The organism is Paenibacillus sp. FSL H8-0282, assembly GCF_037963825.1.
GTDB lineage: Bacteria > Bacillota > Bacilli > Paenibacillales > Paenibacillaceae > Paenibacillus_AQ > Paenibacillus_AQ odorifer.
On the sequence record NZ_CP150146.1, the window covers coordinates 3,611,699 to 3,629,988 of the forward strand.

At 45.8% G+C, this 18,290-nt stretch carries 18 protein-coding genes and 1 pseudogene; 17 read left to right on the forward strand and 2 right to left on the reverse strand.

Features of this window, described 5'->3' with window-relative positions; all coding sequences use genetic code 11:
- The first annotated feature begins 49 nt into the window (after positions 1–49).
- From NST94_RS15435 to NST94_RS15500, 14 genes and pseudogenes are all read left to right on the forward strand, one after another.
- Positions 50–1,102 (forward strand): LLM class flavin-dependent oxidoreductase, encoded by a 1,053-nt coding sequence (locus NST94_RS15435; RefSeq protein WP_248548658.1) that lies wholly within the window; start codon positions 50–52, stop codon positions 1,100–1,102.
- Positions 1,103–1,162: 60 nt separating this feature from the next.
- Positions 1,163–2,104, forward strand: a pseudogene (locus tag NST94_RS15440) (alpha/beta hydrolase).
- Between the two features lie 306 nt (positions 2,105–2,410).
- Entirely contained in the window at positions 2,411–3,337 is a 927-nt protein-coding gene (locus NST94_RS15445; RefSeq protein ID WP_339281058.1) for an ADP-ribosylglycohydrolase family protein, read from the forward strand.
- 44 nt (positions 3,338–3,381) lie between these two features.
- A complete protein-coding gene (locus NST94_RS15450; protein ID WP_339281059.1) occupies positions 3,382–5,031 on the forward strand; it encodes a DUF6138 family protein in 1,650 nt (549 codons plus the stop codon).
- Positions 5,031–5,237 (forward strand): hypothetical protein, encoded by a 207-nt coding sequence (locus NST94_RS15455; RefSeq protein WP_339281060.1) that lies wholly within the window; start codon positions 5,031–5,033, stop codon positions 5,235–5,237. The genes NST94_RS15450 and NST94_RS15455 overlap by 1 nt, the downstream gene beginning before the upstream one ends.
- A gap of 397 nt (positions 5,238–5,634) precedes the next feature.
- Positions 5,635–6,315 carry a nicotinamide riboside transporter PnuC gene (pnuC, locus tag NST94_RS15460; RefSeq protein WP_076184879.1) on the forward strand — a complete coding sequence of 227 codons (681 nt, stop codon included), beginning with the start codon at positions 5,635–5,637 and terminating at the stop codon, positions 6,313–6,315.
- Positions 6,312–7,322, forward strand: a complete 1,011-nt coding sequence (locus tag NST94_RS15465) for an AAA family ATPase (protein WP_076184878.1) — start codon at positions 6,312–6,314, stop codon at positions 7,320–7,322. The genes pnuC and NST94_RS15465 overlap by 4 nt, the downstream gene beginning before the upstream one ends.
- A 26-nt stretch (positions 7,323–7,348) precedes the next feature.
- Entirely contained in the window at positions 7,349–8,236 is an 888-nt protein-coding gene (locus tag NST94_RS15470) for an NUDIX domain-containing protein (RefSeq protein WP_076277376.1), read from the forward strand.
- A gap of 2 nt (positions 8,237–8,238) precedes the next feature.
- A complete protein-coding gene (locus tag NST94_RS15475) occupies positions 8,239–8,790 on the forward strand; it encodes an NADAR family protein (RefSeq protein ID WP_076126578.1) in 552 nt (183 codons plus the stop codon).
- 59 nt (positions 8,791–8,849) lie between these two features.
- Positions 8,850–9,125, forward strand: coding sequence for a hypothetical protein (locus NST94_RS15480; protein ID WP_143763838.1), 276 nt, complete (start codon positions 8,850–8,852; stop codon positions 9,123–9,125).
- 256 nt (positions 9,126–9,381) lie between these two features.
- Positions 9,382–11,337 (forward strand): AraC family transcriptional regulator, encoded by a 1,956-nt coding sequence (locus NST94_RS15485; protein ID WP_076126581.1) that lies wholly within the window; start codon positions 9,382–9,384, stop codon positions 11,335–11,337.
- Between the two features lie 122 nt (positions 11,338–11,459).
- On the forward strand, positions 11,460–12,437 hold the full coding sequence (locus NST94_RS15490; protein WP_254848968.1) for an iron ABC transporter permease: 978 nt from the start codon (positions 11,460–11,462) through the stop codon (positions 12,435–12,437).
- A complete protein-coding gene (locus NST94_RS15495) occupies positions 12,434–13,447 on the forward strand; it encodes an iron ABC transporter permease (protein ID WP_076279725.1) in 1,014 nt (337 codons plus the stop codon). Before NST94_RS15490 ends, NST94_RS15495 begins: the two co-directional genes overlap by 4 nt.
- A 9-nt stretch (positions 13,448–13,456) precedes the next feature.
- Positions 13,457–14,314, forward strand: a complete 858-nt coding sequence (locus NST94_RS15500; RefSeq protein ID WP_076190254.1) for an ABC transporter ATP-binding protein — start codon at positions 13,457–13,459, stop codon at positions 14,312–14,314.
- A 546-nt stretch (positions 14,315–14,860) separates the two neighbouring features.
- Here NST94_RS15500 and NST94_RS15505 read toward each other — a convergent pair.
- The gene (locus NST94_RS15505) at positions 14,861–15,772 is read right to left on the reverse strand and encodes a YafY family protein (protein ID WP_076126589.1); all 912 of its coding nucleotides are present in this window, start codon (positions 15,770–15,772) and stop codon (positions 14,861–14,863) included.
- A gap of 99 nt (positions 15,773–15,871) precedes the next feature.
- On the opposite strand from NST94_RS15505, the gene NST94_RS15510 reads away from it, so the two are divergent.
- The 3 genes from NST94_RS15510 (at position 15,872) to NST94_RS15520 (ending at position 17,794) form a co-directional block, all read left to right on the forward strand.
- Entirely contained in the window at positions 15,872–16,813 is a 942-nt protein-coding gene (locus tag NST94_RS15510; RefSeq protein ID WP_076281777.1) for an alpha/beta hydrolase, read from the forward strand.
- Positions 16,789–17,379 carry a YdeI/OmpD-associated family protein gene (locus NST94_RS15515; protein WP_232061375.1) on the forward strand — a complete coding sequence of 197 codons (591 nt, stop codon included), beginning with the start codon at positions 16,789–16,791 and terminating at the stop codon, positions 17,377–17,379. Before NST94_RS15510 ends, NST94_RS15515 begins: the two co-directional genes overlap by 25 nt.
- Before the next feature lie 226 nt (positions 17,380–17,605).
- A complete protein-coding gene (locus tag NST94_RS15520; protein WP_053781983.1) occupies positions 17,606–17,794 on the forward strand; it encodes an alpha/beta hydrolase in 189 nt (62 codons plus the stop codon).
- Positions 17,795–17,814: 20 nt separating this feature from the next.
- Here NST94_RS15520 and NST94_RS15525 read toward each other — a convergent pair whose 3' ends face one another.
- Positions 17,815–18,150, reverse strand: a complete 336-nt coding sequence (locus NST94_RS15525) for a hypothetical protein (protein ID WP_339281061.1) — start codon at positions 18,148–18,150, stop codon at positions 17,815–17,817.
- Positions 18,151–18,290: the final 140 nt, after the last annotated feature.

Below are 18,290 nucleotides of genomic sequence, written 5' to 3' on the forward strand. Positions count from 1 at the left end.
CCGATGATCTCGGGCGAATTGCAAGAGAAAATATAAGGAGAGATTAACTATGGAAATAGGTGTTACTTCGTTCATAGAAACAAAGCCTGATACTGAGACCGGAGTTGTGATGAGTCACGCACAGCGATTACGAGAAGTCGTCGAAGAAATCGTCCTTGCGGATCAGGTAGGACTTGATGTGTTTGGCATAGGTGAGCATCATCGTGAAGATTATGCAGCTTCATCACCAGCAGTGGTGTTGTCTGCTGCAGCCCCCCTAACAAAGCGGATTCGATTGACGAGTGCTGTGACGGTCCTTTCATCAGCTGATCCTGTCCGTGTGTTTCAGGATTTTGCCACGCTTGACGGCTTATCCAATGGACGTGCCGAGATTATAGCGGGCCGGGGTTCCTTTGTTGAATCCTTTCCGCTTTTTGGGTATGACTTGCATGACTATGAGGATTTATTTAATGAAAACATCGAGCTGCTTCTGAAAATACGGGAATCTGAGAAAGTTACATGGAGTGGAGGACATCGATCAGCGATAAATAATCTGGGTGTATACCCGCGCCCTGTTCAGCACTCTTTACCCATATGGATTGGTAGTGGCGGTACCCAGGAGTCTGCCGTGCGTGCAGGACTTCTGGGCCTGCCATTAGTCCTGGCGATTATCGGTGGAAACCCAACCAATTTTGCACCGCTTGTACAACTGTATAAAAAGGCGGCAGCTCATGCCGGACATGATGTATCGCGGCTTCAGGTAGGTTCACATTCCATCGGATTTGTTGCAGAAGATACGGAACAGGCGGCAGAACTCTTTTTTCCGTCTACCCAGTACGGTATGAATAAGCTCGGCAAAGAACGGGGGTGGGCGTACTACGATCGTTCCAGCTATGATGCTGCCCGACGCTTTGATGGTGCGTTGTATGTAGGGGATCCGGAAACAGTCGCCCAAAAAATAATCCATCTGCGTAAGCATGTAGGGATTACACGATTCATGATGTATGTTCCCTTAAGTACGATGCCGCATGAGTTGGTTATGCGGGCTATAGAACTGCTCGGTACAGAGGTTGCGCCGCGAGTACGAGAGGAAATTGCCAAGTGGGAATCTCAAATGGGATAAGGATTATCTATGAATAAGACGTAAACGAACGAATTCATTATTTTATTTGGAGGGATTATTATGAGTGTTGAACCACGTATACTACCAGAATTAAGAGAGGTTTATTCACAATTTCCTGGGTTTGAATTGGAGAAGAATTTAGAGTGGAGCAGGAGCTTAGTGTCAGCTGCATCCGTGGAAGGATCAGAGCATGTAAACACAACCAGGCGCAAAATCCCGAGGGATGGAGGCGAGATGCTGGTGAAAATTTATGAGCCTGCCGGGCGAACCAATGACTTGTTACCTGCCATGCTATGAATTCACGGGGGCGGATACGTGTTAGGACATCCGGATATGGACGACGAATTATGCGAACGTTTTGTTCAGACAGCTGAATGTATAGTCGTATCGGTTGATTATAGGCTTGCTCCCGAGCACCCTTATCCGGCGGCGATCGAAGATTGTTATGCTGGATTGGTATGGATGACGGAGGAGGCAGCCTTGCTAGGCATTGATGTGGATCGGGTTGCAATTGCCGGTGCTAGCAGTGGCGGCGGACTGACAGCAGCACTCGCGCTGATGGCGCGTGATAAAGGAGGACCGTCTCTTATTTTCCAAATGCCATTATACCCGATGCTTGACAACCGAAACATCACACCGTCCAGTCATGAGATTACGGAAGCAGGCGCAATCTGGAACCGAACAGACAACATAGCAGCTTGGAACATGTACCTGGGCGAGGAGAGCGATGTCAGAGGAGAATCTACTTATGCAGTACCCTCGAGAGAGGAGAACTTGGCAGGTTTGCCGCCAGCCTATACTTGTATAGGTCAGCTCGATCTATTCCGAGACGAGACAATGGAGTATGTGGCACGACTTGCACAAGCAGGTGTAGATGTTGAATTCCACCTGTATCCCGGTTGTTTTCACCTTTTCGAAATTTTCGCTCCAGAAACAGAAGTGAGTCAGCGCGCTGTTCAGGGCTATATGGATGCGATGGCCCGGGCACTTCATCCTAGCTAATTATAGGGACTAAAATAAACTGCGAATACGCAGAAAAAGTTGATTGGTTATTTAAGTAGAGACACGTAATTATTCGGGAAGTATTCAAAAAAAAGATGAGGTTGTTGATTTTAAAAACAGCCTCATCTTTAGTTATATATTATTGATTTCAAAAAGGGCTTAGATTACTATCGTATTGTTCATTGGAAGCTTATTTCTTCAATTTTTATTTACATGATGCAAAACAGTTTAAATATTGATAGGGTAGGCTTATATATTTGTAGACAGCTTGATCCAAATTATATCTAGTGATAAGGAGAATACAACATGTGGGATAAGATTAAGGGTGGGCTTTACGGCTTATTGATTGGAGATGCTCTTGGTGTCCCCTATGAATTCAGATCAGCGGAGCAGCTCCCACCTCTGGAGCAGATTGAGTTTACTCCTCCTGTGGGCTTTCAGCCCACCTACCGAGATGTTCCAGCCGGCACCTGGTCGGATGATGGTGCGCAGGCACTATGTCTGCTGGAGAGTCTGATCGATAAAGGTACACTGGAGCTAACTGATTTTGCTGACAAATTGGTCGACTGGTATCATGAAGGTAGATGGGCAGTAGCCCAACAAGTTTTTGATGTTGGAATACAAACCAGTCGTACGTTGTCTACTTATTACCAAGGAATGTCCCCTTACGAGAGTGGCAATACAGTTCCTGATGGGAAAGGGAATGGGGCGCTAATGCGCGTGCTACCACTTGCCTTGTGGCACAAAGGAACAGATAAACAACTCGTTCAGGATGCACATACTCAATGCCTTGTAACTCATGCACATATCTGTAATCAGGTATGTTGTGCCTTCTATGTGTTAATTGCACGTGAACTGTTGCAAGAGCAAGACTTCAATCTGTGCTACCGAACTGCTCTTAGCAAGCTTCGAACGATCTACCAGCAGATGCCTGAGCATGAACGGGAGCTCGAAGAGAACATTCAGCCAGATAAAGTATTCTATGGCGAAGGATCTGGTTATGTTGTGGATTCCTTGTTCAGTGCGTGTATGATCCTCCAAACCTGCACTTCCTACGAAGATGCCGTCAAACGAGCAGTTGCCTTAGGCAACGACACGGATACAACAGCCTGTATCACAGGTGGTCTTGCCGGAATCCGATATGGGTATGAGCATATCCCTCAGCGCTGGATCAACCAGCTGCGAGAGACAGATCTGGTTGATCAACTGCTGCTCCGTCTTCAATCTGCATGAGGAGTACTAGGTTCTATTAGCACTAACTATGAGGAGGAATGGGAATGAACGCAGCAGTACAGAGGTTTTTAGACGATGTGTGGAGCGAGATGATAACCATATACAACAAAGAGACTATAAGAATAAATGAATTCATAGGAAATCGTCCGCTCCAGGCAGGGATAAAGGATTATCTTCAGGTAGCTTGGCGTGACGGAAAAATACATATTGATGTTGAAGAACCGTTCGATTGGACGGACAGCTCTTATGAAATCGAAGCAGGTCCTTATATCGTCGAACTCACGGATGAATTAATTAGATCTGAACTTTACCCGGCATTATGCAAGAGAGTGGAGGAGCTTTTTTTATCAGAGAAGTTAGGTCCTCGTTTTTTTGATTACCGATTCCAGATCGTACTTTCCTTTGAAATGGAGGACGAAGACTTAACACTTTGCGTGCATCTGGTTAACGAAGAGAAGCTGAACGAACTCCGCAAATCATTACAGAAGTTTATAACATCCAAAATCATGTCTGATCTTCCCGTATTGCCGAGTGTTGATGACCAGTTTTTCTTTTCTCATCACTTGATGAACCCTGATCTTATGAAGCAAGAAGAAAATGCGGTTGGCCCATTAATTGAGCATTTATCCGACAAGCTCAGAAGTAATAGGCGACGCTTAGACGAATGGACTGGCCAGTATACTTTGGCTATGGATAATTGGATTCAAAATATTTTTCTTCCACGCTATTTTGTGCGTACAGGCAGCTTTAGAATGGATTGGATACCTAAAGAGGATATGGCGCTTATGGATCCGAATACAGATCAACTTTCCTTTTTTGTATATGCCGCTCTGCAAATTGGAAAAACGAAACCGGACATCCGGGAACAATATTTGAAACTAGCTGTCCAACTTGGTTCAAAACACGCAGCGGAGTATATCCTGGGGGGAAGCGGGAAATTCACTCCAGTATATAAAGGGACCCGTGTTGAAGTTGATAATAATGATGTAACGCAGAGCATTGAAGTCCGGATTTTGAACGAGGAGGAAGCAGCTTATGGAGAAGCATTGGATCACATTACCCAATTGCTGCAGCAGGGATTCCCGAAGGAATATAACCTGAAGCTGAAAAGCAAACAAAAGAACTATCTTCCTCTAAAAAAAATGGCTAAATCAGGTCTTCATCAGTTTTTTGCTGGTGCACTAGCATATCCGTCTCTTTTTCCTAAGCTGGCTGCGTATGCGGATATCGCTATGGAGCCCTATGCGTGGTACAAGGACACGGAACCGGGTGAAAAGTCGGTCATGCCTGGTACCTATGCTGTACTCGGATTAGGATTATATAGCAAGGAATATTTCTCACTCGTCTCTCGTTATATGGAGATGGTAGATTCGGAGCACCAAATGATACAGGATGGTTATGCGGAGACCTTTATTGATACGCACGGTGTGGAGGCTGAGCTTATGCCAGTTCTAGTCGACATTCTGCTAGCAGGAAATGAGGAAGCAAGATCTGTCAAAAACTTCGTGATCGATCGGGTCGAGCTTGCAGAAGCGCTGCTTCAAGAGCTGTCGCCTAAAGAAATATATGAACGGGAGCAGGTTCTATACCGGATATTCGGAAGCCGTGCAAAGCTGGAAAAATCCGTGAAGTCAGAGCAGACGGAACTTGAGCTTAGAGTTATTCTATCGGAGCTACTGACTCTTATAAGTTGATGACGATATATAAAAATGGAATTCCCTATTGGTTCGGGCAGGAAGATGATGATGTTTTTATTGTGGCTTCAGTGGAGCCAAGTGGTTTATCATTTTATGCACAGATGAGTAATAGTGATTGGAGTTCTTGGATAGAGAGATTTAAATTGGAAGCGACAAAAGTATTAGGATTTGATGTTGGTGAACTCGAAGACGGGTTTATGTAATGAAGTGCACAATTTAATTGTGGGGATGATTTCGTGTTTACTGAAATGGTAACTCAGTATTTACCTGTTCTCTTAGAAAAAGAGGGTGATTATTTATTTGAGTAGAAAGACGGAATAGTAAACCTTAAAAAACAGTCCACCTATTGGTACGTTAGTTGAACAAGATTAGAGGAAATCCCTTTTAATAGGGGTTTCTTTTTATTTTTACAAATTTAAAGTTAGTTCTGTTGAGAAGCCTTAAATAAGTACCTGTCTGTGGAAATAGGAAGAATTTGCTTGCCCTTCGCAGAATTTTCTGTTATTTTTGATAGTAACAATATGTTATTAACAAAATGATACTAAGTACAACTATTTTTTTTCGCTCTATGAATGAGTGGAAAAAGCGGAGGGATGCAAGATGAAAAAGGTGGCGGCTAACTGGACTCTGTTCGAAATTACGTGGTTGATGCTATTTACCTCAATCGCTGTCGGGTTTACAGTGATTACAAAGGACTCTTTATTCGGATTCACGGTATTTATTACTGGGGTGTTATGCGTGGTGCTTGCAGCGAAGGGCAACCTGATGAGCTATGTTTTCGGCATGTACAATACCATCGGTTATGCTTATTTGGCCTATATTAACGGTTTGTTTGGAGAGGTTATGCTGAATCTGCTATTCTTTGTTCCAATGAATGTCATTGGCTTCTACATGTGGAAAAATAATCGCCAAAAAGACGGTAGACTGACCATGCGGCAGATGGATCTTAGAAGACTGCTCCTCGTTGGGATGGTCTGTGTAATCGGCTGTTTGCTGCTCGGATTTGGGCTTTCGTTCATTCCGGGACAGAATTCGCCTTACATTGATGCCACTACAACGGTGCTGTCTGTTGTGGCGACCTTCTTAATGGTTAGAAGATTCAAGGAACAATGGCTGGTCTATATCGTGCTAAATCTCTTTACGGTGCTGCTGTGGGCGATTCGCATGCTGGAGGGCAGCGGGGAAGGCCTACTGATGATCGTGATGTGGAGCGCGTATCTGGTCAACGCAGTTTACGGGTACTATATTTGGAATAAAGGGGCGAAGGAGGTGGCGGCATGAACACGCTTGGACTAACACTGGGGAAGTTTGCCCCGCTGCATAAAGGCCATCAGTTCATGATTGAAACGGCGCTACAAGAGGTCGATGAATTGATCCTAGTCATTTACGAAACGACAGTCACTCCGATCCCGCTTCATGTCCGGGCAAATTGGATTCGCAGGCTCTATCCGGAAGTCCGGGTAATCGAAGCTTGGGATGGTCCGGATGGATATTCGGATGACAGGGAACATGAGGTTCGGGAAGAACAGTATATACTCGGTTTGCTGAACGGAGAGCAAGTAACGCATTTTTACTCGAGCGAATTCTACGGCAAACATATGAGTCTCGCTTTGGGTGCAATAGACCGGCGGGTGGATGAAGCCCGAGAGCGGGTCCCGATCTCAGCGACGATGGTCCGTTCCAATCCATATCAGTACAGGGAGTTCGTAAGTGATATCGTGTACCGGGATTTGATCACGAAATTGGTATTCGTTGGAGCGATGTCAACGGGTAAGTCGACGATCACCGAAGCACTGGCACAGCGATATTGCACAACGTTCGCAAGCGAATACGGACGCGATTATTGGACCGAACATCAGGTGGACCGCCGAATCGGCTTGGAAGCGTTCGATGAAATCGCGGTGGGTCATATCGAGCGCGAAGAACAGGCAATGCTTGCGGCGAACCGGGTTCTGTTCGTCGATACCAATGCGATCACGACGTATATGTTCGCCCTAGATTACCACGGCCGGGCCCCCGAGCTGTTAACCCGGATCGCTCTGGAGAACGCGCAACGTTATGATCTGTTCTTCTTATGCGCTGACGATATTCCTTACGACGATACGTGGGACCGCAGCGGGGATCAGAAGCGGCATGTCTTTCATAAACAGATTATCGCGGATTTGAAGGAGCGGCGGATCCCCTATATTACGCTGCGGGGGAGCCTGGAGGAACGTATACGCAAGGTAGATGAAGTGTTGGCAAAGTTCGAGCCCTACGGGAACTATTTCGGAGAGCTGAACGGTTAAATCAAATATAAAGGAGGCATACCCACTTGGATTTGTTGGATAAGGATGGACTTACGGAATCTGAATTTTTGAAGCAATACAAGGCAGGCGATTACGAGCGTCCTTCAGTGACGACGGATATGGTTATCTTCACTGTGACGGAAGACGAGGCTGACAGTTATCGCAAACTACCGGAAAAAGAGCTACGCGTCCTACTAATTCGCCGGGGGGCTCACCCCTTCCTGGGCAAATGGGCGCTGCCTGGCGGTTTTGTCCGGCCGAATGAGACGACTGAGCAGGCAGCAGTAAGGGAACTATGCGAGGAAACTGGCGTAGAAGACGTTTATCTGGAGCAGTTGTATACGTTCAGTGATATCGGGCGCGACCCACGAACCTGGGTAATAAGCTGTAGCTATATGGCTCTGATCAATAGCGACAAGTTGGAGCTTAAGGCAGGAGATGATGCAGCAGACGCCGCCTGGTTCAAGGTATCCTATCGGCCGCTGCGGGAGCAAAAAGAACTGATTGTGGACGGATACATCAAGACACTGGAGTACGAACTCAAACTAAGTAGTGAAGAAGAAGAACTTTCGGCGGTCGTGGCGAGGACTATGACAGCGAAGACTACATCGACTGGCACGGATTATGAGATCGTATCGAATGACGGATTGGCCTTCGACCATGCGAAGATCATAGCATGCGCTATTGATCGGTTACGGGGAAAAGTGAATTACACCGATATTGCACTGCACTTGATGCCGAAGCTTTTTACCTTGACGGAACTGCAGCAGGTTTATGAGGTAATTATGGATAAAGAGCTGTTGAAGGCGGCCTTCCGGCGTAAAGTAGCCGATCTTGTAGTGGAGACCGATCATTATACCGAAAATGCGGGGCATAGACCATCCCGCTTATATCGGAGAAATTTGGAGGGTTAACGATGATTTACAATATCGATGAGTTAAGAAAAGCATATAACGAGGGAAAAAAGTTTAAATTCGTGTTTTTTTGGGGACATACACCGCCTAAGGACGGGAGCGTTGATAAAAGCTGCTTCAGCCAATGGTGGATGTGCCCGTTCACGGTAGAGGGAACGCAGTACTCATGTGCCGAGCAGTTTATGATGGCCGAGAAGGCAAGGTTGTTCGGCGATGACGAAATGCTGGAGTCCATCCTTAAAGCTAAGCATCCAAAGGAGATGAAGGCTTTTGGACGTGCGGTCCAGAACTTTGACAAAGATATTTGGGATAAGGAATGTTACAGCATCGTCAAAAGAGCCAGCTTGGCCAAATTTTCGCAGAATCCGAAGCTTAACGATTATCTTAACTCGACGAAGAACCGCATCCTCGTCGAGGCTAGCCCGCGGGACCGTATTTGGGGGATCGGCATGGGCCAGTCCAATCCGGATGCGGAGAATCCCATGAAATGGCGGGGCAGAAATCTGCTGGGGTTCGCACTGACGGAAGCGCGGGACGAGTTGCTGCGGAGTTAGATTTATACAAGATTAAATTAATGGACTTGAGGAAATCAATGACAGGATGAGGGATGACCGTGAAATATACCGATTATATCTGCCTGAAAACAGGAAGATACCAATCAGTAGGAAAGTTTGGCGATAATATTTATGCATATGAGGTCCTTACGGGGGTAACCGACTCCCCGGAGTACCATCAAATTTCTAAGGCGGAATTCGATTCTTTTGAAACTTGGAGCCAAGAGTACATTTCGGATCTTAAAAAAATGTATGAAATCATTAACCGTCCCGTTATCTGCAGCGGCTACTTAGGGAGAGCGGAACTTGATCCTTCACTGCTTCGGAATATTTAGCTGTAAATAATATCTTCTACTGAGAGTATAGAAACGATTCTTCGCTCAGAGGACAAGAACAAAGTCTCACTGGAAGCCGCGCTGTGCGCGGTTTTTTTTATCGGTACAAGTGCTTGTCTTTTGCTCAGGGCAAGAACTTGTCCCCAATGTCACTTAATGATGATATACTTACCTCATGAATTATGATATTGATAATCAATATCAATTGATAGGTGATATATAAATTGCAAAAGGTGAGATGAGGGAGCGCAGATAGATGCAAGACGAAGCAGCAGCAAGCCAGGTATTTACACCAGAGATGATCGATACGATGGCCCACATTTGGACACGTTCGATCATTACATTAATAGATGTACGTTTTCAGAATGTAGCGTCCCAATACCCGTTGGAGCAGTATAAAATGCCTAGTAGCATGTTTATCTATGCATGTGGAGGAGAAGCACAAATTCAACTGAATGAAACCACATTTGGAATGGAACGCTTTGGTTTAGTTCACGGAGGGAAGGGGAGCCTGCTCAGTATTTCGCCTAAAGGGGAGAATGTGAAGACCTTTATGGTATTTTATAAAGCAGAATTACCTCTTTTTTTCAAGAGGCACCTGCAGCAATTACTCGAGGAAGTAAATCCATTTGTTCAACAGTATGGTTATACACCAAGTAATCCTATCTTGCTACTCGATTGGTTTCAACAGATGATGAATGGCTGGAACCGCGGCAAAGCGATGGATCAGTTGCAGGCCAAAAGTTTTCTATATCAATTGATACATGGGGTGTACAGAGATTTTGAGAGTGGGGAGATTCGGTATCTCCAGCCAGATCCAGCCTGTTCTGCCAAGATATATCTCGATAAACATTACATGCAGCCGATTATGTTCCAAGAAATTGCTGATATGTTTGGGATCAGTGGCGGGCAATTGACGCGGCTGTTCAAAAAAAAGGAAGGCATGAGCTTACAGGAGTACCTCATTCAGAGAAGGATTGAAGCTGCCTGCCATGACTTGAAACATACAGAAGCAACCATTAAAGAGATCGCAACAGGATCTGGTTTTGCAGATGAGAAAAATCTGTTTCGGATGTTTAAGAAGTATTACAAGATGACACCAAGTGATTATCGGAAAATAAACGCACTATCTATGCAGGTTGATGGTATTGATAATGATTCTCATTTTCTTTACTATGAGAGGGAACTAGCGGGTCTAGTCCAGTCTTATAGAGAAGGGGAATCAACCATGTTTGGAAAAGTAAGAAGTAAAGAAATGATCTTGGCGGCGACGATGAGCTTGATGCTGTTATTGTCGGCATGTGCGTCGGGAACGCCATCGAATAACGGGGGAACGGTGAATTCAAACCCTGCGCAGACACAACAGACGACACAACCGGAAGCTTCAGAAGCAGTCTCGCAGACGAGAACGATATCCACAGTAAAGGGTGACGTTAAGGTACCGAACAACCCTCAGCGTGTTGTAGTCGATTATTTGGTTGGTGATGTGGTGGCCCTAGGTGTAACTCCTTTAGGGGTGGCGAGAGCGGCAAGGGACGGGAAAGAGGCTGTTTTTGCTAACCAGATTACAGACTCTATTAAAATAGCTATGGAGCCTGAAGATGTCATGACTCTTGAGCCTGATCTGATCATTTTAGCATGGGGCGATGAAAATTATGAAGATTTATCCAAAATTGCCCCGACAATTTATGTCCCTTATGGTGATATGACTACAGAAGAGCGGATACATTTTATTGGTGATGTTTTGAACAAGCAGGAAGAGGCTAAGGCTGTTCTGAGTGCTTATGCCGGAAAAATAGAAGAAGCGAAGCTAGCCCTTCAGAATGCAGGTCTTTCAGACGTGACGATTACTATGGGGGAATTCAGTGATAAAAGTAACTACATCGCTGGAGCCAAGCATGCGGTTGGCGAGCTTGTTTATAATGGACTTAAAATGAAGGCACCTTCAAAAGTTCAAACTGATATTATTGACACAGATAAATATTGGGGAGATATCTCTATGGAGGTCTTGGCTGCTTACATAGGGGATTATCTAATCGCTATAGGAGATACGGAAGTCCCTACTGATAATGCGGTCTGGAAATCGCTACCTGCTGTGCAACATAATCGGATCATATCGGTGGGTACATCGCTATCTTGGTCCACGGATATAATGACTTCCAGTGCATTGATTGATCATATTGTAAATCAATTGCTGGCTATGGCTAGATAAGGATTTTGACGAGGTAAAAAGAAGTACTCCAATTTGTAAATATGACTATCAGTAGGTAAGGAAAGGAAAGCGTAATGAAAAACAAGCCTGAACAAAAACGCCGTGGGGCGGTGAATTTCACCATGTACATGGTGGTAGGGCTTGGATTAACGGTTCTCATGTCGGCGGCGTCGATTAGCTTCGGCGCCGCCGACATGAGGTTAGCGACTGCATGGGAGGCTATTTTCCGATTTGATCCAACGCTCACTGAGCATCAAATTATACAAACCCTACGTCTTCCGCGTACCGTAGCCGATCTGATCGTCGGATGCAGCCTTGCGGTATGTGGGGCTATTATGCAGGGAACGACGCGAAATCCGCTGGCTGACTCCGGGCTGATGGGCATCAGCTCTGGTGCAGCATTCGCGATTGCTCTTTGCCTGGCCTTTCTGCCGGGTTATTCGTATGGGCATATGATGCTGTTTGCTTGTCTGGGAGCAGCACTCGCGACCGGGATCACTTACTTCATCGCGTCACTGGGCAAGCGCGGGATGACGCCTCAGCGGCTGGTACTGGCAGGACTGTCCATCTCTATGCTATTTGGCGCACTCAGTCAGTATTTAGCGATCAATTATAATCTGGGTCGAGCATTAGCATTCTGGACGGCAGGCAGTACAGCGGGGGTCAAGTGGGGGGAATTGCTGATCATCTCACCGCTATTTGTTGGTGGTGTACTGCTGGCGCTGGCGCTATCTCCTTCTGTTACACTGCTCAGTTTGGGGGATGATGTGGCAAGTGGACTCGGTATTCGTAGCGGACTGGTCAAAGGTTTATCGACGATTATCGTGCTCGTGCTGACTGGATTAGCTGTTGTCTTAGTTGGTCCTATCGGGTTTGTTGGTCTGATTACCCCACATATTGTGCGATACATGGTCGGTGTCGACTATCGTTACATTATTCCGGCAGTTGCACTATATGGTGCGTTGCTGACCGTGTCGGCCGATCTGGCTGGCCGCTTGATCAATAAGCCGTTCGAAACACCGATTGGTATTATATTTTCTATCATTGGTGTGCCGTACTTTCTCTTCCTGGCTCGCAAGCAAAGGAGGGAATCTGAATGATCAAGCAGCGTTATACGGTGCAAAGGGGCATTATCGTCAATATAGTGCTTATGGTGCTCATCCTTATTTTTGCTGTCATTAGCATGAATTCTGGCAAAATGAATCTTTCACCGCTAGAAGTGCTGAATGTTCTCCTCGGAAACGGTACAGATAAGCAAAATCTGATCGTGTTCGATTTTCGCCTGCCACGAATCACACTGTCGATCTTGGTAGGTCTGGGAATGGGAGCGGCTGGGGTCGTGATGCAGAGTTTGCTGCGTAATGACATGGCTAGTCCAGGGACGCTGGGGATTAGTTCGGGATCGGGTTTGTTTGTCCTGTTCTTCGTCGTATTCATCGCATCGACAGGAAAGGGCTCCTTTATTGCCCTACCACTACTGGCCTTTGTTGGCGGATTATTGGCGGCGGGATTGATCTTCTTATTATCGTATCGCCGTGGGCGAGATATTTCGCCAATCGGTTTGATCTTAACCGGGGTCGCACTCGGAAGCGGGTATGAAGCGCTGACCACCTTCCTGACTCTCAAGCTGAATGATTCGCAGATGGATTTCATGCTGCATTGGCTGGCGGGAAGCTTATGGGGCGCTGATTGGCGTTATATTTCCGTACTGGCACCATGGGTCTTGATTTTACTCGGCTATATTTTCTACAAGTCTCGCATACTTAACACCCTCCATCTGGGCAATCAGACGGCAGAAGGGCTGGGTCTTGCCGTGAAGCGGCAGTTTTTGGGGTTGTCGATCGCTGCGGTTGCTTTATCCTCTGGCAGTGTGGCCGTGGGCGGAAGCTTCTTTTTCGTTGGCTTGATCGCTCCGCATGTGGCAAGAAAACTGGTCGGGCCCGATCACAAATTGCTCGTTCCGGCTGCCAGCCTGACCGGAGGATTAGTCGTGGTGCTGGCTGACACGATTACGCGCACGGTTAGCTTGGGGGGAGATGTGCCGACGGGAATCGTCATTACGGTCATCAGTGTTCCGTACTTTCTTTATTTACTATCGAAGGCCAATTAGGAGGACGTCATGGAAAGTATTACAGCGCAACAAATCGATATTGCCTATAATGACACGCTTATCGTAAAAGAACTGAACTTGCAGATTCCGCGTGGACAGATTACCTCGATTATTGGTCCCAATGGATGCGGCAAATCAACCGTACTAAAGGCAGTCGGTCGGTTGCTCAAGACGAATAATGGTACGGTTTATCTGAATGGCGCCGATATCCGTACGCTGTCCACCAAGGAAGTGGCCAAGCAGATGGCGATTCTGCCGCAGACGCCGACCGCACCGAGCGGTTTGACGGTCGGTCAATTAATCGCCTATGGGCGTTTTCCACATCAACGGGGCTTCGGCAAGCTCTCCAAAGAGGATAAGCAAGTAGTAGCCTGGGCCCTATCGGTTACACAGCTTACAGCGTTTGAGCATCGTGAGGTCGATACGCTATCTGGCGGTCAGCGTCAGCGCGTATGGATTGCGATGGCGCTCGCCCAGCAAACCGATCTGATCCTGCTGGATGAACCCACCACCTATCTGGACCTGGCGCATCAGCTTGAAGTGCTGGAACTGCTCTATGAACTAAATCGCAGTCAACAGGTGACGATTGTGATGGTGCTGCATGACCTGAATCTGGCAGCACGCTTCTCCGACTATATGGTGGCGATTCGTGAGGGTCAGGTGGTGGAGCATGGTTCGCCAGAGCGTGTAATGACGGTACGGACGCTGCGTGAGGTATTTGCCATTGATGCCGAGATTATGCTGGAACCACGAACAGGGCGACCGGTGTATGTGACGTACGAGCTCTTGCGTGATAATCGTAGAGAACAAGGTGTGGATCAAGGATTCCCAAAAGCTAAGGAACAGAAGGAGGCGATTGCCACTTGAAAATCGCATAGCGTGTCCTCCTAGGCGCACGGAAATACTGGTGCAGTTAGGCATTGGATTTGCCGGTGTCATGATAGCCACGATTCAACGCGTATAGCCTTTGGTGTAGCTTCCACAAGCAACTAACTCCATGAAAGTGGGCTAAGGCTTGTTGCAGAGGGGAGAGATAATAATAAATAACAACATATCCTAAATTCACAGCCGCAGGTAACTAGCTTGCGGGCTTTTTTTATTATTCGGAGCACTAGATTACGTGATTAATTTGAGAGAACCAGTATATATAACTCTAAATGAAGCAAGGAGGACTATTGAAGGTATCAGAGGAATGCGCAACAAGCAGATTGCCCGGAAACTGCAGATGGGGACCGCAACACAGCAGTTGAGAAGATCAGCTGGTTCAGACTCAGGCGCACAATCACAATAGAATCTAAACGTGGCTGAAATCTTGGAACAGATGTATCCCACGGTGAAGACAAATCGGGCTGAACCGTACCATAAATAGGGTGAAAAGTTGAGTTGAAGGTTGAAGCTTTAATGCTAAATATATCAGGAATAGTTCTCCATCATTTGATATAAATAATTTCGAAAGTCTTCAACATAGGTTTTGGGCTCTACAACTTTTAGATGAGTGCCGAAGCTTGCTAAAAGTTGAAATCCCATACGATTTTGTGGGACATAAATGGTTGCTAATAAAAATCCAGAATTATGGTCTTCAATACTTCTTCGACCATACCTTTCGATGATTTGATCTTTTATGCTAGGCGATATCCAGGCCTTAATCGTGACGAATTCAGGTAGATAATTTGCTTCGTGTACTTGCTCTGACCAATCGTCTCTAGGATGAAACGCGCGTTCATCCATAGTAATATGATCGATCCGAGATAACTTGAAAGTTCGATATCCCTGTCGATGTAAACAGAATCCTTTCAAGTACCAACTCGATTCGCTAAAATGCAGCTCATAGGGCTCGACCATTCTATTCGTTACAGCCCCGTCCTTATCTGTATAATCAAACGAAACCAGCCTCTTTTTTGAAATGGATTCTTGATATGTCTTTAAGGTTTCAAGAATCTCGGACCGACCTTCCCAATCATAAAACGACAGTTGAATGGAACGATTTAGAGACAATGGACTAACCATTGCCTCTATTTTTTTTATCGTTCTTTCAACTTCTTCAGTACGGAGGATTTGTTCCAATCCGCCGAGCGCAGTTAATATATTCTGTAAATCGGAGCTGCTTAAAAGGCGTTTATCAACCTTGTATTCATCCATTATGCCGTAGCCCCCTTTGACCCCATTGACAGAGTAGATCGGGATGTTCGATAAGCTCAATGTTTCCATATCGCGAAGGATCGTTCTTTTGGAGACATTGAATAGTTGTGAGAATTCCGTTGTAGAAACAACCTCTTTTTTCAGCAATATCATGATAATCGAAATGAGTCTCTCCACTTTGTCCATAATTGCCCTCTTTTTTTACATGATTTCAGAAAGGTGACACCTAGATGTCACCTTTTATTCATTATACTACAAGTATCACAAGAAGGAGGTTTTAATTCAATGTTTAATCCAACCGATTTTCCCAAGCCCACCCTTATTTCAGCCAACGGTGTGGAACTCGAAGTGTTTGAAGCAGGCCGAGAAAACGCAGGAAAACCTATTGTACTCTGCCACGGCTGGCCAGAGCATGCCTTTTCTTGGCGCCATCAGATGGACGCACTTGCCGCAGCGGGCTACCATGCCATCGTCCCCAACCAGCGGGGTTACGGCAACTCATCCCGTCCGACCGAAGTAACAGACTATGACATTGAACACTTGTCGGGTGATCTCATCGCGCTTCTCGATCACTATGGATACGAGGACGCTACCTTTGTCGGTCATGACTGGGGTGCATTCGTCGTTTGGGGACTGACCTTGTTGCATCCAAACCGCGTCAATAAAGTGATAAATCTGAGCTTGCCTTACCAAGAGCGCGGAGAAAAACCCTGGATCGAGTTCATGGAAGAAATACTTGGCGGCGATTTCTATTTCGTCCACTTCAATCGACAGCCAGGCGTCGCGGACGCCGTATTCGAAGACAATACATACAGGTTCCTTCGCAACCTGTACCGGAAGAACGAGCCTCTCAGAGCACCTGAGCCAGGTATGGCGTTGATCAATCTCGCCAGAGCAGAAACACCGCTCGGTGAGCCCGTATTGAGCGAAAGCGAGCTGGCCGTTTACGTCTCCGCATTTGAAACATCAGGGTTCACGGGCAGCATAAATTGGTACAGGAACCTTGACCGCAACTGGCGCTTATTGGCGAAAGTGAACCCAATCATCCAGCAGCCGACCCTCATGATCTACGGCGACCGGGATGTGGTTGCGAAGTCTGAAAACCTGACAAAGTTCGTGCCCAATGTGGAAGTGGTCAATCTGGATTGCGGTCATTGGATCCAGGAAGAAAAGCCGGAAGAAACAAACCAAGCGATTTTAAAATGGCTGGAACAATGGGAGATGTAGTTTTTTTCAACAACCAAGAAGAGTTTAACGATTGGTTAGAAGAACATCATGCTGAAGCTAGTGAAATTTGGGTGGGCTATTTTGGGATAAGTACAGGTCGTGCAAGCCTTACTTGGTCTGCATCAGTAGATGCCGCTCTTTGTTTTGGGTGGATTGACGGTATACGAAAAACCATTGATAAACAAAGCTATAAGATTCGCTTTACTCCGCGCAAAGTAAATAGTGTATGGAGTGCTGTGAACGTAAAGAAGGTAAAAGCACTAATACAGTTTGGAAAGATGAGACCTGAAGGAATGCACGTCTTTAACAACAGAACCGATGCACAAGGCTATTCCTCTGAACAAAGAAACGTGGAACTTGCTAAAGAATATGAAGAACAAATCAAGGCAAATCAAACAGCCTGGCTATTCTTCACTAATTTATCACCATCCTATAAAAGAGATTCAATCTGGTGGGTAATGAGCGCCAAGAAAGAGGAAACACGATTAAGAAGGCTTGGAATATTGATCGCTTCATCTGAAGAAGGGCTAAAATTTCAACATTGCAAAAAATATATTACAGAATAAGGAAATATAAATAACAAAATAATGGTTAAAAGGATTTTTGGTACTGCATAAATCTGGGTCTATTGTTTCCCTGATCTATAGGAGAGAGGAGCTACTGTATTTCTCAATCAATTAGGGTTTCATTCTCATCAAAAGTCAGAACGTTTTAAATGCGAGGCATAAATCAAATCGCTAAATGAAGAAGGGATGAAACAGCTCATCCAAAATCGCAACCCCCTTCATTTTCATGGTACAGCCGACCCTCATGATCTATGGTGACCGGGATACGGTCCAGAGGTCTGAAAACCTGACAAAGTTCGTGCCTAATGCAGAAGTGGTCAATCTGGATTGCGGTCATTGGATCCAGCAAGAAAAGCCGGAAGAAACAAACCAAGCGATTTTGAGATGGCTGGAAGAGCAGAATGATGCTGAATAGAGTCGCTTAGCAAGCAAAACTTAGAAAAACAATAAGGACACCCAAAAAGGCAAGGTCATTAAGTTAAGCTCAAAGGTAAGAACGGGAATAAAAATGGAATTCAAAACGGCATGGGAAAGCCCCGTGCCGATCGCTGTCAATACGAGTCCTGAATGAACTTCATTAACAATCTCTTGAATTTCAAGTACTGTCCATGGAGATGTCTCGTCCACGCTCAATGCATAATCAACATAGGTTAAGTTCGACGGAGTAACATCTGTTACTCCAGTAGTGTCAAATATTGAGTGGTCAGGCGCATCGCCAGCTTGCTGAACGTAGTAAGCATTAATCGTATCCAACGCGGCTTGTGGAGACAATGGTGCAGGTGTTTGTGTAGGTGTCTGCGTTCTATAGATGTTACGCTGAACCGTACCATTAAATAGGGTGAAAATTAGTTGTGAATGAAGTTTATATAGAGATAAAATTAACCCCTAAGATGACTCTTAGTTTTTTTCAT